Raw genomic sequence first — 12882 nt, forward strand, 5'->3', positions numbered from 1 at the left:
CGGCCAAACGAGAGTTTTGGCGATGAACAGATTCACCCCCGCAAAACCTGCCGGCGCGCGCAGCGTCGACGACATCACCGGCAGCCGCCGCTTGCGACGCATGCGCAAGGCCGACTGGTCGCGGCGCCTGGTGCAGGAGAACAAGCTTTCCGTCGACGACCTGATCTGGCCGATCTTCGTCGTCGACGGCAGACAAGTGCGCGAGCCGATCGCCGCCATGCCGGGCGTCTTCCGCCTGTCGATCGACCTTGCCGTCAAGGAGGCCGAACGCGCGGCGAAGCTAGGGATCCCCGCGCTTGCCACCTTTCCCAATGTGGACATTTCGCTGCGCGACGAGACCGGCTCGCATATCCTCGATCCCGACAACGTCATCAACCGCGCCACGCGCGCGATCAAGGACGCGGTGCCTGAGATCGGCGTCATCACCGACGCCGCGCTCGACCCGTTCACCAGCCATGGTCATGACGGCATTCTGCGCGACGGTCTCATCGTCAATGACGAGACGGTGGAACAGGTGACCGCGGCGGCCGTCATACAAGCAGCGGCCGGCGCCGACATCATCGCGCCGTCCGACATGATGGACGGCCGCATCGGAGCGATCCGCGACGCGCTCGACGCAAACGGTTTTCAGGACGTGGCGATCATGTCCTATGCGACGAAATTCGCCTCCGCCTTCTACGGGCCGTACCGCGAGGCGGTCGGCACGGCCGGCCTGCTCAAGGGCGACAAGAAGACCTATTACATCGACCACGCCAATTCAGACGAAGCGGTGCGCGAGGCCGAGCAGGACCTGGCCGAAGGCGCCGACATGCTGATGGTCAAGCCCGGCCTGCCCTATCTCGATATCATCCGCAGGCTGAAGGACGAATTTGCGGTGCCAACCTTCGCCTACCAGGTGTCGGGCGAATATTCGATGATCAAGGCGGCGGGCGCCAATGGCTGGATCGACGGCGAAAAGGCTATGCTGGAATCGCTTCTTGCGTTCAAACGCGCCGGCTGCGACGGCATTTTGACCTATTTCGCCCCTGAGGTGGCGGAGATGCTGAGAGCATAGTTTCCTCCCAGCGCCTTCAAACCATATGCTCTTCATGGAACTCACCGGCGAATGAGCCGGTATGGCGGCTGTCTCGGCAGCCGCCACTTTCACTCTGGACATCGCATGGGCGAAGTACGGATATGCATCTTCTCGATCGCTGAAAATACTACTTGCAATTTGCAATCGGTTTGCTAGAAAGTAACTGCTTGCAAAATACAACTGGTCTGAGGAGGCTTTCCATGTCCAGACTTCGCGTCAACGCATTCACCTTGTCGCTCGACGGTTACGGCGCCGGTCCCGACCAGGATTTGAAAAACCCGCTCGGGGTCGGCGGGGAAGCCCTGCACAAATGGATGATCGGTACCCGCACCTTCCGCAAGATGGTGCTCGGAGACGACGGCGGCACAACCGATACCAACGAGGCGTTCGCGGCGCGCAGCTTCGAGAATGTCGGCGCCTGGATCCTCGGCCGCAACATGTTCGGGCCGATCCGCGGCGAATGGCCTGACGAAAACTGGAAGGGCTGGTGGGGCGACAGCCCGCCCTATCATGTGCCGGTCTTCGTGCTGACCCACCATGCGCGCGAGCCGATCGTCATGGAGGGCGGCACGACCTTTTACTTCATTACGGATGGCATCCATTCGGCGCTCGAGCAGGCAAGGGCAGCGGCCAATGGCAGCGATGTGCGGGTCGGCGGCGGCGTCGCCACCATCCGGCAGTACCTCCAGGAGAGGCTCATCGACGAGATGCATCTGGCGATCTCGCCGGTGCTGCTCGGCTCCGGCGAGCACCTCTTCGCCGGGATTGATATGCCGAAGCTCGGCTACGCGTGCAGCGAACAAGTAGCGACGCCGCTTGCCACGCATGTCGTCATCAAGCGGACTTAGGAATTAGTTGTCTGCGACAGTGGGAATTGGCAACCCTTGGTGCAGATCCTTTCTCCCCGTCACTATACGGGGAGAAGGACAAACTCTCGTTCAATACTTCTCGGGCACGTAGAGCTCGCGCGGCAGCACCTGGCGCTCGTATTCGGGATTGAAGACCCGCTCGGGCAGCGTGATCTCCTCGTGCGGCACCTCTTCATAGGGAACCTGCTGCAAGAGGTGGTCGATGCAGTTCAGCCGAGCGCGCTTCTTGTCGTTGCCCTCGACGATGAACCAGGGCGCCTCCGGAATGTTGGTACGGGCGAAGGTCTCTTCCTTGGCCTTGGTGTACTGTTCCCAGCGCACCCGCGACTGCAGGTCCATCGGCGACAGCTTCCACTGCTTCATCGGATCGTGGATGCGCATCAGGAAGCGCATCTGTTGTTCCTCGTCGGTGATCGAGAACCAGTATTTGACCAGCGTGATGCCCGAACGGACCAGCATGCGCTCGAACTCCGGCACGTCACGGAAGAATTCCTCCACCTGATCGGGCCCAGCGAAACCCATCACCCGCTCGACGCCGGAACGGTTGTACCAGGAGCGGTCGAACAGAACGATCTCGCCGCCGGCCGGCAGGTGCGGCACATAACGCTGGAAATACCATTGCGACGTCTCTCGCTCGGTCGGTGCCGGAAGCGCCACGACGCGGCAGATCCGCGGGTTGAGCCGCTGGGTGATGCGCTTGATGACGCCGCCCTTGCCAGCCGAATCGCGGCCTTCGAAGATCACCACAAGCTTCTTCTTGTGGTAGGCGACCCAGGATTGCAGCTTGATCAGCTCGGATTGCAGCCCGATCAGGTCGCGAAAATACTGCATGCGGTCGATAGAAGGCGGATGCGCGTTCTTGTAGATCCTGGCGATCTCCAGCGACAGCGCCGGTTCCGACATCTCCAGTTCATAGTCCTCGTCGAGCGTGTCGGCGAGTTCGGCTTCCAGCCAGTCCCGGGCGCCGGACTTGGGTATGGATTCATTCATCGGTGTTCCTCCATCTGCAAGCTGCCGCCTCCGGCAACGACCGGGCGCACTGGTCGCGTCCTGACGGCGGCGCGCAACGCCCTGATCGACTGAGTATAGGCCGGCAATGACGGTTTTATTGCAGGGGCACGCCACGGCCGCTCATCGGTGTGCTGGGGCCGGAGGGCGACAAGCCGCACGGATTGTCCTACAAATCCAGCAACCTGATCGGGCCATTCTTCTCAATCGCGAGGACTGACATGGAATACCGCACTCTCGGCCGTTCCGGCCTGAAGGTTTCGGCGCTGACGATGGGCACCATGACCTTTGGCGGCGCCGGCCCGTTCGCGGCTGTGGGCAACAGCGATCTCGCCGAGGCGAAGCGCATGATCGATCTGTGCATCGATGCCGGCATCAATCTCATCGACACGGCCAATGTCTATTCGGACGGCCTGTCAGAGGAGATCATCGGCGAGGCACTCGGCGGCAAGCGCAGGAACGACGTGCTGATCGCCTCCAAGGCGCGCATGCGCATCGGCGACGGTCCCAATGACGAAGGCCTGTCGCGCCATCATTTGATCCGCGAATGCGAGAAAAGCCTTAAGCGGCTCAAGACCGACGTCATCGATATCTATTTCCTGCACGAATGGGACGGCGTGACGCCACTCGAAGAGACCATCGCCGCGCTCGACACGCTGGTCGGCCAGGGGAAGATCCGCTATATCGGCTGCTCCAACTATTCCGGCTGGCAGGTGATGAAGGCGCTCTCCATCAGTGACACCCGCCATCAGCCGCGCTTCGTCACCCAGCAGATCCACTACACGCTCGAAGCACGCGAAGCCGAATACGAGCTGCTGCCGATCTCGGTCGACCAGGGATTGGGCGTGCTGGTGTGGAGCCCACTGGCGGGAGGCCTGCTGTCGGGCAAGTATCACCGTGACAGCCCGACCGCGCGCCAGGTCGCCGGCTGGTCCGAACCGCCAATCCGCGACGAGGACCGGCTGTGGCGGATCGTCGATGTGCTGGTCGAAATCGGTAAGGCCCGCGGTGTGTCCGCCGCACAGGTGGCGCTTGCCTGGCTGCTTGGCCGGCCGGCTATCAGCTCGCTTGTGATCGGCGGGCGCAACGAGGCCCAGTTCAGGGACAATATCGCGGCGGCCAGCCTGACGCTGGCCGGCGAGGAACGTGATCGCCTCGACGCGGTCAGCCGCCCGCCCCTGCTCTATCCCTATTGGCATCAGCAGCTGACGGCAAAGGAGCGTTTCGGCGCCGCCGACCTTGTGATCGACCGAAGCAGCTTATAGGAACCCTGGTGCTGGCTCCGAGACGTCGGAAGGCGAACGACGCGTAGTCAGCCCACAAGAACAGCAAAAAAGGAGCCGCTATGGCACGAGCACCAAATTACGATCAGGAACGCAAAGAACGCGATCGCCAGAAGGCGGCCAAGAAGGCCGAAAAGCTGGCGGCCAAGGCTGCGGCGCGGGAGCGTCAGAAACCCGAGACTGACGCCGAGATTGAAACAGAGGAATGACGGCGCGCGGCGGCAATCCGGCCTGGATCAGGCCGGCGCCTTGTCGCTGACGAAGACGTCCACTTCACGCGCCGCCGCGATAAAGGCGCGCCTTGCGTTCATGGCCGGCTTGTCGCCGGCCAGCGCATCGTGGCAGGCCTGCAGCGCCGCGCGATGCTTGGGGGTGCGCTTGCCGGGCCAGCTGTTCATGAGATAGTCGGAAGCCTCGCGGGCCGAGCGTAAGAGCTGTGTACTTCCCGCCGTGACTGATTTGACGGTCACGGGTACTTCAAATCGGTTGTTTTCCATCGCCCGGTCCTACGCCATCGGCGTCCGCGAAGCGAGGCCGAAAGTGGGGCTCGGGGCCGGTGGTCCTTTTTTCGGCGGCGAGTGGCCTGCCCTGCAGGCCGCATTATGCCGCCACGACGGCAAATCCCCTGGCGCGAAGGCCGCGGCGATCATTGGCCAGCGACGTCAACAGACGGTCGCGACTGCCCACGATATGCTGCGAGAGCAAGCGCGCGGCTTCCTGTGCATCGCCGCTCCGCACGGCGGCCAGGATGGCATGATGTTCGGCCCAGGCGCGGCCAAGGGCCGCTCCATCGCGTACCTCCAGCCAACGGGCGCGCGAAAGCCTGGTCATCGCGTCGCGGACGGCCCGAAACAGGAATTCATTGCCGGACAGTCGCGCCAGCTCGATGTGGAAATCCATGCCGACGCGATGCCATTCCTCGCGCGGAGTGTCGTCGTCGCAAGAGACGAGCATAGCCTCGATGACATCGACGGCACTTCTGTCGGCAAGCCCGCATGTCAGCCGCAAGGCCGCGACCTCGACCGCTTCGCGGTAGACCGCGATCTGCTCGAGTTCGGCCAGGTTGATGGGCGAGACCGTCCAGCCGCGCCCGTCCCTGCCGACCAGCCCTTCGGTTTCGAGCCGCAGCAGCGCAGCCCTGACCGGCGTGCGCGAGGCGCCGAAGCGGCTTTCGATCCAGCGCTCGGTGAGTTTCTCACCCGGGCCGATCTCAAGTCCAAGGATCATCTCGCGGAGCTGCCGTTCGACGTTGTGCATCTGCGACATCGTTGTTGCCTTTTCACGTGCCCGCATTGACAGCGGTCGGGCTGTGGGTCCATGACGGATACCGACTTGGTATCCCAAAATGGTATCCACAACAATCCCTGGCACACGCAGGCACGGCATGACGCAGAACGATACGGAACAGGGCGGCTACAATATCCACTGGCGGCGCAATCTCGCCGTCTGCTTCGCGGGTTCGTTCAGCACGCTCATCGCCATGACCCTGCTCTTGCCGTTCCTGCCGCTCTATGTCGAGCAACTGGGCGTCGAGGGCCATGCGGCGATCGTGCAATGGTCGGGCATCGCCTATGGGGCGACCTTCTTCGCGGCGGCGCTCGTTGCGCCGTTATGGGGACGGCTCGGCGACCGCTACGGCCGCAAGCTGATGCTGGTGCGCGCCTCCTTCGGCATGGCGATCTGCATGTCGCTGACCGGAATGGTCGAGACGGTCTGGCAATTGGTGCTGCTGCGCCTGCTGATCGGCTTTGCCGGCGGCTATTCCTCCGGCTCGACCATATTGGTGGCCATGCAGACGCCGAAGGACCGCTCCGGCTGGGCGCTCGGTGTCTTGTCCGCTGGCATCACGGCAGGTTCGCTGGTCGGCCCCTTGCTCGGCGGCGCGCTGCCGCCGGTAATCGGCATCCGCGCGACCTTTCTGTTGTCCGGCGGCGTCATCTTCCTTGCCTTTCTGGCGACGACATTCCTGATCAAGGAGAACCAGCGCCCGCAAGCAAGCAAAGCCGCGACGGCGGCAAAGCCGAAGAGCGGCTGGTCGCAAATTGCCGACAAGCGTCCGGTCGTGGCCATGCTGACGACCGGCATGCTGCTGGCCTTCGCCACCATGTCGATCGAGCCGATCATCACCGTCTATGTGCAGCAGCTGATCGAGGACCAGAGCCGGGTGACGCTCGTTGCCGGCGTGGTGATGTCGGCGGCCGCCCTTGGCGCAATCCTGTCGGCGTCATGGCTTGGCAGGCTCGCCGACCGCGTCGGTCACTGGAACGTCGTCGTCGGCGCGCTGGCCGTGTCGGCGCTGCTGCTCATTCCGCAGGCCTTCGTCACCGACGGCTGGCAACTGATCGGGCTGCGCTTCCTGATGGGCCTGGCGCTCGGCGGTTTGCTGCCTTGCATCACCAGCGTCATCCGCCACAACATTCCCGACGGCGTCGGCGGCAACGTGCTCGGTCTTTCGATCTCGGCCCAATATGTCGGCCAGGTCGCCGGACCGCTTGCCGGCGGTTTCGTCGGCGGCCATTTCGGCATGCGGGCGGTGTTTCTCGGCACGTCGGTGCTGATGGCGCTCGGCGCGGTCTACAACTGGATTGTCCAGGCGCGGCGGACGCGGAATATGTTGATGGAAGCGGGCAAGCCCTGACGAACTGCCCAGCCGATCAACCGAAGGAGCGTCGACATGAACCTGACCGAAACGACCGGCAGCCGTCTGCTTGTGCTCGCCGCCGGCATCGTGGGCGCGGCCGGCGTGGCGCTGTCGGCGGCCGCCGCACATCTCGGCGGCGCCTTCACCGGTACGGCGGCATCGTTCCTGCTGATGCACGCACCGGTGTTTCTCGCCGTCGGTCTCCTCGACGCGAATCGCCCGCTGCGGTTAGCCAGCCTGGTGCTGCTCGTCGGGCTCGTGCTTTTCACGGGCGATCTTCTCGCCCGCGATTTTCTCGGATCGAGGCTGTTTCCGATGTCGGCGCCGATCGGAGGCACCCTGCTCATCGCAGGCTGGCTGACCATAGCTGTCTCCGCCGTGGTGCGTCGGCGACCCTGAGATGCGCGGCCGGTTTCAATCCCGGCGACGTTCAAGTCGGATCCAAAGATCGCGGTTGCGCGCCGAGAGCGTCGCGCGGCGCGGCGCCTCTGGCCGCTCCGCGGCCGTGCCGATGCCCCAATAATTGCGATAAATGTCGTCGAACAGATGCTTCATGGGATGCATGGCTCTTCTCCTCTTGATTTGAATTGAATCGATCCAATAGGCCGACGCAAAAAATTCACGCCAGTCAGCTCCGCTTGCGCGCCACCAGGAAGCGCAGATCGCGAATCCACGGGCTTGTTCCGCCGCGGCGCTTGGACTTGTTGGCGGCCGACCCGATGCTCCAGTCGTTGCGGTAGATGTCTTCGAACAGATAGTTAACAGGATGCATGGCGCACCTCCCATCCAGGTTTAATCCAGCAGGCAGATCTTAGTTGGATCGATTCAAAGATAGGCCTATGGAAGCCGCCGGTCAAGCAAAATTTGAATCGATCCAACGAAAGTGCTAGATGCAAGTCGGGAACGTGCTAAATGCATATCAGGAGGCACGCGCAAATGGCGTCACTCACCGCAGGCAATCGACGACCCGTCCGGCTGGCCGACATCGCCAAGGCGGCCGGTGTTTCGCATGGTACCGCCTCCAATGTCTTCAGCCGCCCTGAGATCGTGCGCGAAGAAGTCCGCGAACGGGTCCGTGCGGCGGCCGAGGCGATGGGCTATGCCGGCCCCGATCCCAAGGGCCGCCTGCTGCGGGCCGGCAAGGTCAACGCCATCGGCGTGGCCACCGCGGAGCCCCTTTCCTATTTCTTCGAGGATCCCTTCGCGCGCGTGATGATGGCCGGTATCTCGCAGGCCTGCGATGCGACCGGGGCCGGTATCTCGTTAGTCTCGGCCGCCAACAACGAACAGCTTGCCTGGAATATCCAGAGCGCCCTGGTCGACGGCTTCATCGTCTTCTGTATCGAAGGCGGCTCGCGCCTTGTCGAATTGGCCCGCGAGCGCAAACTGCCCTTCGTGGCGCTGGACCTGGATTCGGAGGATGGATCCGTCGCGGCGATCGGCGTCGACAACATCGCCGGCGCCAGCCTGGCGGCGCGCCATCTGACGGAACTCGGGCATCGCCGCTTTGCCGTGCTGGCGCTGCCTTTCGCCGACGGCAGGACAGGCATCATTTCGCCCGAGGAGCTTCGCGCCGCGGCCTATGCGGGGACACGCGATCGCCTCACCGGCTACTTCCGGGAGCTTTCGCGGGTTGGCATCGATACATCCAAAGTGCCCGTCTACGAAACCGCCAACGATGCCGCCACCACAAAGGCGGGGCTGGAAACGATCTTTGCTTCCGGCGAACCACCCACGGCCATCCTGGCGATGTCGGACAGGATGGCCTTGGCAACGCTTGAATGGCTGAGCGCGCGCGGGCTGAATGTCCCCGATGATGTTTCGGTCATCGGTTTCGACGGCGTTCCCGAAGCAGAGTTGTCCGAGCCACCGTTGACCACGGTCGCACAGCCGATCGCCGAGATGGGCCGGCTTGCCGTCAAGGCAATCCTGGAAAGCGACGGCAAGGTCAGCCGGCAGTTGCTGCCGGTCGAACTGATTGTGCGCGCCTCCTCGGCTCCACCGCGCCGCTGAACCGACTCGCCGACCTCAGCGGTTGGCTCTAGCCACGGCCGAGATACCGAACGACGCCTGGACGGGCTTGGCGTCCTTTTGCGTCGTCCTGGCTTTCCCCGAACCCCCGATGGTCGACAACCATTCGAGGTAGAAAGCGAGCGCGAACTGCATGGCGATGCCGGCGGCGAGCAGCAGGCTGTCATAGGCGAGGCCGCCGGGATTGATCAGCTTCATTACCTGGGCGACCATGGCGATCAGCGTGCCGGCGATGAACACCGGCAGCGAGCGCTTGCCGAGTATCGCCAGCGGATGGTCGGGTCCGGTGCGGAACAGGTTCGAGACCGCAGGCAGTGCCACCACCAGATAGCTGACCGCCAGGATGTGCAGCAGCCGCGGGAGCGACAGGAATGTCTTGTCGAAGCCGGTCAGCACCACCGGCAGGTCGAACCAGGTCACCTGGCCCCAAAGCGGACTATGCACCCATGCCAACGCGGCCAGCACATAGGCAGCGGCGGGACCGATCAGCCAGCGGTTGGCTGGAATGACGCCGCCGCGCCTGACATGCAGCATGGCGGCAAGGCCGATGTTGAACAGGAACTGCCAGGACAGCGGATTGAGGAACCACAGGCCGGGCTCGGGATAGTTCGGCGGGGCGATCTGCCAGATGCCGGCTACAAGCCACAGCAGGCCGGACACGGTCAGCGCTGCAAGCGGCCTGTAGCTGATGAACAGCAAGAAGGCCGGCGCCAGCAAAAGCAGCACCGCGTAGACCGGCAGGATGTTGTTGTAGCCGAGTTGGTGGCCGAGCGTGACGATGCCGACCAGCACCTCGGGCGTGTCCTTCATCAGCGGTTCGATGTTGATCAGCTTCAGCAGTTCCGGCCGCCGGCCGAACACCGCCGCGGCACAGAACAATGCCATTACCGCCATCGTGGTGACGATATGGGCGATATAGAGCACGCCTGCCCGCCGCCACATTTTCAGCGTCGCGAGCAGCCGGCCTCCCGGGCGGAACTTCGTACCATAGGCGAGCGCGACCGAAATGCCCGATATCAGCACGAAAGCCTCGGCCGCATCCGAAAAGCCGAAATTCTTGTAGGTCAGGGTCTCGAAAGCCGTGCCCGGCACATGGTCGACGAAGATCGTCAGCAGCGCGAGCGCACGCAGCACATCGATACGCGTATCGCGCTCGGTTGGAACTGGGGTGGTCATCGACAAAAGGCCTCAAAGCTGGTTGTTCATGCCCAGCAATGCGACCCCCGGCGCACCGCTTCGATTCCTCCGCGATGGAGTATATCGGCGCAGAAACGGACTGAAATGCGCCCGGTTCAATCAACTTTCGCGGAGCATGAAAATATTGCGTTTTGAAGCCGGCAAATTGAGTGAAACGAAATGTAATCAAAAGGATACGGCATGAGCGATACAAGCGTCGAAAACAGCCTGCCGCGGCTGGATCTGGCCTTTCCCTATCGCTTCTTCGGATCCGGCGGGGCCAGCGACGAATGCCTGTTCCTGCTGCATGGATCAGGTGTCGACGAGACGACCCTGGTGCCGCTGGCGAGGCAGATCGCACCGCATGCCTGCCTGGTCGCCGTGCGTGGCCGCATCGTCCAGGACGACGGCTTCCGCTGGTTCGAGCGGATCACGCCGACCAGCTTCGAGCAGGCCAGCATCCGCCGCGAGACGGCCGCTTTCGCACGCTTCATGGCCGAGGCCATGAAGCGGCACCGGATCGATCCGAAGCGCGCGGCTTTCCTCGGCTATTCCAACGGCGCCAATCTGGTTTCCAGCTTGATGCTGCTCCATCCCGGCCTTGTCGGACGGGCGGCACTGCTGCGGCCGATGCCGGTGCTGGACGAGACGCCGGCAACCGATCTGACCGGCATCAAGGCGCTGATTGTCGCCGGCGCCGCCGACCTGACCTACGGACCCTTCGCGCCGGCCCTGGTAACGCTGCTCAGCCAGCGCGGCGCCGAGGTCGACGCGCGTATCGTCGCTTCGGGCCATGAAATCGGCGACCCCGATGCCGCGATCGTGCGGCAATGGCTTGCCCCGCCCGCTCCTGCCGCCTGACGGGCAAGACGCGGATCGCCGCGCTCAGCCTCCTTCAGCGATGCCGGCCTGCGCCCCGGCAATCAGCAAGTCGAGGCCGCTTTCGAACAGCGCCTCGTGACCGCCCGCACGATAATCGGCCAGGGCCTGGCTGAGCAGCGGGTAACCGCTTGCCTTGGCATCGAGCGCTGCACCTCGACCCGGGCCGGCCGGATATTCTGCCTGTTCCTCGAGGACGCAGCCCACCGTGTAGCGCCCGACGATCATCAGCAACCGCATGGCCATGACGGAAGGCATGCCGGCCTCGCGCAGAAAAGTGAGCAACCGTTCGACATGTTCGAGATCGCCCGGATCGGCCTCGGTACCGGCATGGACGCGCGCACCGTCGCGATAGGCCATCAAGGCGCCGCGGAAGCTGCGGGCGTTGTTGCGTACGAATTCCTGCCAGCTCTCGCCCGGCAGCGGTACCTGATGTCCATGGCCGCGCCGCAGGATCTCCTCGTTCATTGCGTCGAGCAGGGCGCGCTTGTTCCTGAAATGCCAGTAGAGTGCCGGCTGCTGGACCTTGAGCCGCTGCGCCAGCAGCCGGGTCGAGAGCGCATCGATGCCGACGTCGTTCAACAGCTCGAGCGCCTGCGCCACGATCAGCGCCTTGTCCAGCTTCATATGCACCTCGCTTGCCCAGCCAATTTATCGGTGATAAACGCTACCTTATCACCGATAAACTTAGGAAAGAAGCATCTCGATGAAAAGGGCCTGTGTCGTCGTGCTGACGGCAATGGCGCTGGACGCGGCCGGCATCGGGCTGATCATGCCGGTGCTGCCGGGGCTGTTGCGCGAGGTTGGCCATGTCGAGGACATCGGCTGGATTTTCGGCGCGTTCCTCGCCGCCTATGCCGCAATGCAGGTGCTGTTTTCGCCCCTGCTCGGCGCGTTGTCCGACCGCTACGGCCGCCGGCCGGTGCTGCTTCTGTCGCTTGCCGGGTCGATGCTGGATTATCTGTTCATGACCTTCGCGCCGTCGCTGCCGCTGCTGTTCGTCGGCCGACTGATCGCCGGCCTAACGGGCGCCAGCATGGCGGTGGCCTCCGCCTATATGGTCGACATCAGCAGCGAAGAGCGGCGCGCCCGCGCCTTCGGCCATCTGAGTGCCGCTTTTGGCGTCGGGTTCATCGCCGGTCCGGCGCTCGGCGGCCTGCTCGGCGACGTCTGGCTGCGCGCGCCGTTCCTGGCGGCGGCAGGGTTCACCGGCATCAATCTGGTGCTGGCCTTCCTTCTGCTGCCGGAGCCGGAGCGGGTCGGCGGCACAGGCGAGCCGCTGTCGTTCAACCCGCTGGCGCCGCTGCGTTGGGCCTTGACTTTTCCGGCCCTCCTGCCGCTGCTCGGCGCCTTTGCCGTGCTCGGCCTTGTCGGCGAAGTCGGCGGCACGGTCTGGGTTCTCTACGTGCAGGACAAATTCGGCTGGAGCCTTTTCACCGTGGGCATCTCGCTGGCATTGTTCGGCCTCTTCCATGCCGGGGCCCAGGGTTTCGTCGCCGGACCGATCGCCGAGCGCTGGGGCGAAAGGCGAGCGCTCATGGTCGCCATCCTTGCCGACAGCACGGCCTATGTATCGATCGCGCTGGCCTGGCGAGGCTGGATGGCGTTCGCGCTGTTGCCGCTTTTCTGTCTCGGCGGCATCGGAGCCCCGGCGCTGCAATCGTTGCTGACGTCACGTGTCGCGGCAAATCACCAGGGGCGATTGCAAGGTGTGCTCACCAGCATGACGAGCCTGGTCTCGGTGTTCGGACCACTCGTGATCGCCATGCTCTATTTTCGCACTCGAATGGTCTTCCCAGGCATGGTGTGGGTCGCGGGCGCGACCCTCTATGTCCTCTGCCTGCCCCTGCTGCTCGCAACCGGATTGCCCACGGCCAAACGGGAGGCGGCGGAGTGAGGATAATAGTGGCTGGCGACAGG

At 63.8% G+C, this 12882-nt stretch carries 16 protein-coding genes; 9 read left to right on the forward strand and 7 right to left on the reverse strand.

Annotation, left to right across the window (positions count from 1 at the left end):
* The first annotated feature begins 22 nt into the window (after nucleotides 1-22).
* The gene (gene hemB, locus LB545_RS23905) at nucleotides 23-1054 is read left to right on the forward strand and encodes a porphobilinogen synthase (RefSeq protein WP_224619343.1); all 1032 of its coding nucleotides are present in this window, start codon (nucleotides 23-25) and stop codon (nucleotides 1052-1054) included.
* A 221-nt stretch (nucleotides 1055-1275) separates the two neighbouring features.
* Complete coding sequence (locus tag LB545_RS23910) at nucleotides 1276-1923, forward strand: dihydrofolate reductase family protein (RefSeq protein WP_140557014.1); 648 nt, start codon at nucleotides 1276-1278, stop codon at nucleotides 1921-1923.
* Nucleotides 1924-2013: 90 nt separating this feature from the next.
* On the opposite strand, the gene ppk2 is transcribed toward LB545_RS23910, so the two are convergent.
* Nucleotides 2014-2934: a polyphosphate kinase 2 gene (ppk2, locus tag LB545_RS23915; protein ID WP_140494062.1), complete on the reverse strand. Its 921-nt coding sequence runs from the start codon at nucleotides 2932-2934 to the stop codon at nucleotides 2014-2016.
* A gap of 239 nt (nucleotides 2935-3173) precedes the next feature.
* On the opposite strand from ppk2, the gene LB545_RS23920 reads away from it, so the two are divergent.
* Entirely contained in the window at nucleotides 3174-4217 is a 1044-nt protein-coding gene (locus tag LB545_RS23920; protein WP_140515679.1) for an aldo/keto reductase, read from the forward strand.
* Nucleotides 4218-4297: 80 nt separating this feature from the next.
* Nucleotides 4298-4444 carry a hypothetical protein gene (locus tag LB545_RS23925; RefSeq protein WP_140494066.1) on the forward strand — a complete coding sequence of 49 codons (147 nt, stop codon included), beginning with the start codon at nucleotides 4298-4300 and terminating at the stop codon, nucleotides 4442-4444.
* 27 nt (nucleotides 4445-4471) lie between these two features.
* On the opposite strand, the gene LB545_RS23930 is transcribed toward LB545_RS23925, so the two are convergent.
* Both LB545_RS23930 and LB545_RS23935 read right to left on the reverse strand, forming a co-directional pair.
* Nucleotides 4472-4732, reverse strand: coding sequence for a DUF982 domain-containing protein (locus LB545_RS23930; protein WP_140494068.1), 261 nt, complete (start codon nucleotides 4730-4732; stop codon nucleotides 4472-4474).
* A 103-nt stretch (nucleotides 4733-4835) separates the two neighbouring features.
* Nucleotides 4836-5501 carry a GntR family transcriptional regulator gene (locus LB545_RS23935; RefSeq protein ID WP_140494070.1) on the reverse strand — a complete coding sequence of 222 codons (666 nt, stop codon included), beginning with the start codon at nucleotides 5499-5501 and terminating at the stop codon, nucleotides 4836-4838.
* Between the two features lie 118 nt (nucleotides 5502-5619).
* Here LB545_RS23935 and LB545_RS23940 point away from each other — a divergent pair, with 118 nt between their 5' ends.
* Both LB545_RS23940 and LB545_RS23945 read left to right on the forward strand, forming a co-directional pair.
* Complete coding sequence (locus LB545_RS23940) at nucleotides 5620-6873, forward strand: multidrug efflux MFS transporter (RefSeq protein WP_140521761.1); 1254 nt, start codon at nucleotides 5620-5622, stop codon at nucleotides 6871-6873.
* A 36-nt stretch (nucleotides 6874-6909) separates the two neighbouring features.
* Complete coding sequence (locus LB545_RS23945) at nucleotides 6910-7275, forward strand: DUF423 domain-containing protein (protein ID WP_140521759.1); 366 nt, start codon at nucleotides 6910-6912, stop codon at nucleotides 7273-7275.
* Between the two features lie 15 nt (nucleotides 7276-7290).
* Here LB545_RS23945 and LB545_RS23950 read toward each other — a convergent pair whose 3' ends face one another.
* Both LB545_RS23950 and LB545_RS23955 read right to left on the reverse strand, forming a co-directional pair.
* On the reverse strand, nucleotides 7291-7440 hold the full coding sequence (locus LB545_RS23950) for a hypothetical protein (RefSeq protein ID WP_181165119.1): 150 nt from the start codon (nucleotides 7438-7440) through the stop codon (nucleotides 7291-7293).
* A 64-nt stretch (nucleotides 7441-7504) separates the two neighbouring features.
* Nucleotides 7505-7648, reverse strand: coding sequence for a hypothetical protein (locus tag LB545_RS23955; protein ID WP_140494076.1), 144 nt, complete (start codon nucleotides 7646-7648; stop codon nucleotides 7505-7507).
* A gap of 164 nt (nucleotides 7649-7812) precedes the next feature.
* Between LB545_RS23955 and LB545_RS23960 the strand changes: the two genes are divergently transcribed.
* The gene (locus LB545_RS23960) at nucleotides 7813-8889 is read left to right on the forward strand and encodes a substrate-binding domain-containing protein (RefSeq protein WP_140515671.1); all 1077 of its coding nucleotides are present in this window, start codon (nucleotides 7813-7815) and stop codon (nucleotides 8887-8889) included.
* Between the two features lie 15 nt (nucleotides 8890-8904).
* Here the strand turns inward: LB545_RS23960 and LB545_RS23965 are convergent, their stop codons facing one another.
* Complete coding sequence (locus LB545_RS23965) at nucleotides 8905-10083, reverse strand: OpgC family protein (protein ID WP_224705945.1); 1179 nt, start codon at nucleotides 10081-10083, stop codon at nucleotides 8905-8907.
* Nucleotides 10084-10284: 201 nt separating this feature from the next.
* Between LB545_RS23965 and LB545_RS23970 the strand changes: the two genes are divergently transcribed.
* Nucleotides 10285-10944, forward strand: a complete 660-nt coding sequence (locus tag LB545_RS23970; RefSeq protein WP_140515667.1) for an alpha/beta hydrolase — start codon at nucleotides 10285-10287, stop codon at nucleotides 10942-10944.
* Between the two features lie 24 nt (nucleotides 10945-10968).
* Here LB545_RS23970 and LB545_RS23975 read toward each other — a convergent pair whose 3' ends face one another.
* Nucleotides 10969-11589 (reverse strand): TetR/AcrR family transcriptional regulator C-terminal domain-containing protein, encoded by a 621-nt coding sequence (locus LB545_RS23975; RefSeq protein WP_140494084.1) that lies wholly within the window; start codon nucleotides 11587-11589, stop codon nucleotides 10969-10971.
* Between the two features lie 73 nt (nucleotides 11590-11662).
* On the opposite strand from LB545_RS23975, the gene LB545_RS23980 reads away from it, so the two are divergent.
* Nucleotides 11663-12859, forward strand: a complete 1197-nt coding sequence (locus LB545_RS23980) for a TCR/Tet family MFS transporter (protein WP_411971092.1) — start codon at nucleotides 11663-11665, stop codon at nucleotides 12857-12859.
* The last annotated feature ends 23 nt before the right edge of the window (nucleotides 12860-12882 follow it).

This window comes from Mesorhizobium sp. BR1-1-6 (assembly GCF_020165355.1).
In the GTDB taxonomy this organism is placed as follows: domain Bacteria; phylum Pseudomonadota; class Alphaproteobacteria; order Rhizobiales; family Rhizobiaceae; genus Mesorhizobium.

Coding starts and splice junctions, on each gene's coding strand:
- hemB (WP_224619343.1), top strand. CDS start 23: ATGAACAGATTCACCCCCGCAAAACCTGCCGGCGCGCGCAGCGTCGAC.
- LB545_RS23910 (WP_140557014.1), top strand. CDS start 1,276: ATGTCCAGACTTCGCGTCAACGCATTCACCTTGTCGCTCGACGGTTAC.
- ppk2 (WP_140494062.1), bottom strand. CDS start 2,934: ATGAATGAATCCATACCCAAGTCCGGCGCCCGGGACTGGCTGGAAGCC.
- LB545_RS23920 (WP_140515679.1), top strand. CDS start 3,174: ATGGAATACCGCACTCTCGGCCGTTCCGGCCTGAAGGTTTCGGCGCTG.
- LB545_RS23925 (WP_140494066.1), top strand. CDS start 4,298: ATGGCACGAGCACCAAATTACGATCAGGAACGCAAAGAACGCGATCGC.
- LB545_RS23930 (WP_140494068.1), bottom strand. CDS start 4,732: ATGGAAAACAACCGATTTGAAGTACCCGTGACCGTCAAATCAGTCACG.
- LB545_RS23935 (WP_140494070.1), bottom strand. CDS start 5,501: ATGTCGCAGATGCACAACGTCGAACGGCAGCTCCGCGAGATGATCCTT.
- LB545_RS23940 (WP_140521761.1), top strand. CDS start 5,620: ATGACGCAGAACGATACGGAACAGGGCGGCTACAATATCCACTGGCGG.
- LB545_RS23945 (WP_140521759.1), top strand. CDS start 6,910: ATGAACCTGACCGAAACGACCGGCAGCCGTCTGCTTGTGCTCGCCGCC.
- LB545_RS23950 (WP_181165119.1), bottom strand. CDS start 7,440: ATGCATCCCATGAAGCATCTGTTCGACGACATTTATCGCAATTATTGG.
- LB545_RS23955 (WP_140494076.1), bottom strand. CDS start 7,648: ATGCATCCTGTTAACTATCTGTTCGAAGACATCTACCGCAACGACTGG.
- LB545_RS23960 (WP_140515671.1), top strand. CDS start 7,813: ATGGCGTCACTCACCGCAGGCAATCGACGACCCGTCCGGCTGGCCGAC.
- LB545_RS23965 (WP_224705945.1), bottom strand. CDS start 10,083: ATGACCACCCCAGTTCCAACCGAGCGCGATACGCGTATCGATGTGCTG.
- LB545_RS23970 (WP_140515667.1), top strand. CDS start 10,285: ATGAGCGATACAAGCGTCGAAAACAGCCTGCCGCGGCTGGATCTGGCC.
- LB545_RS23975 (WP_140494084.1), bottom strand. CDS start 11,589: ATGAAGCTGGACAAGGCGCTGATCGTGGCGCAGGCGCTCGAGCTGTTG.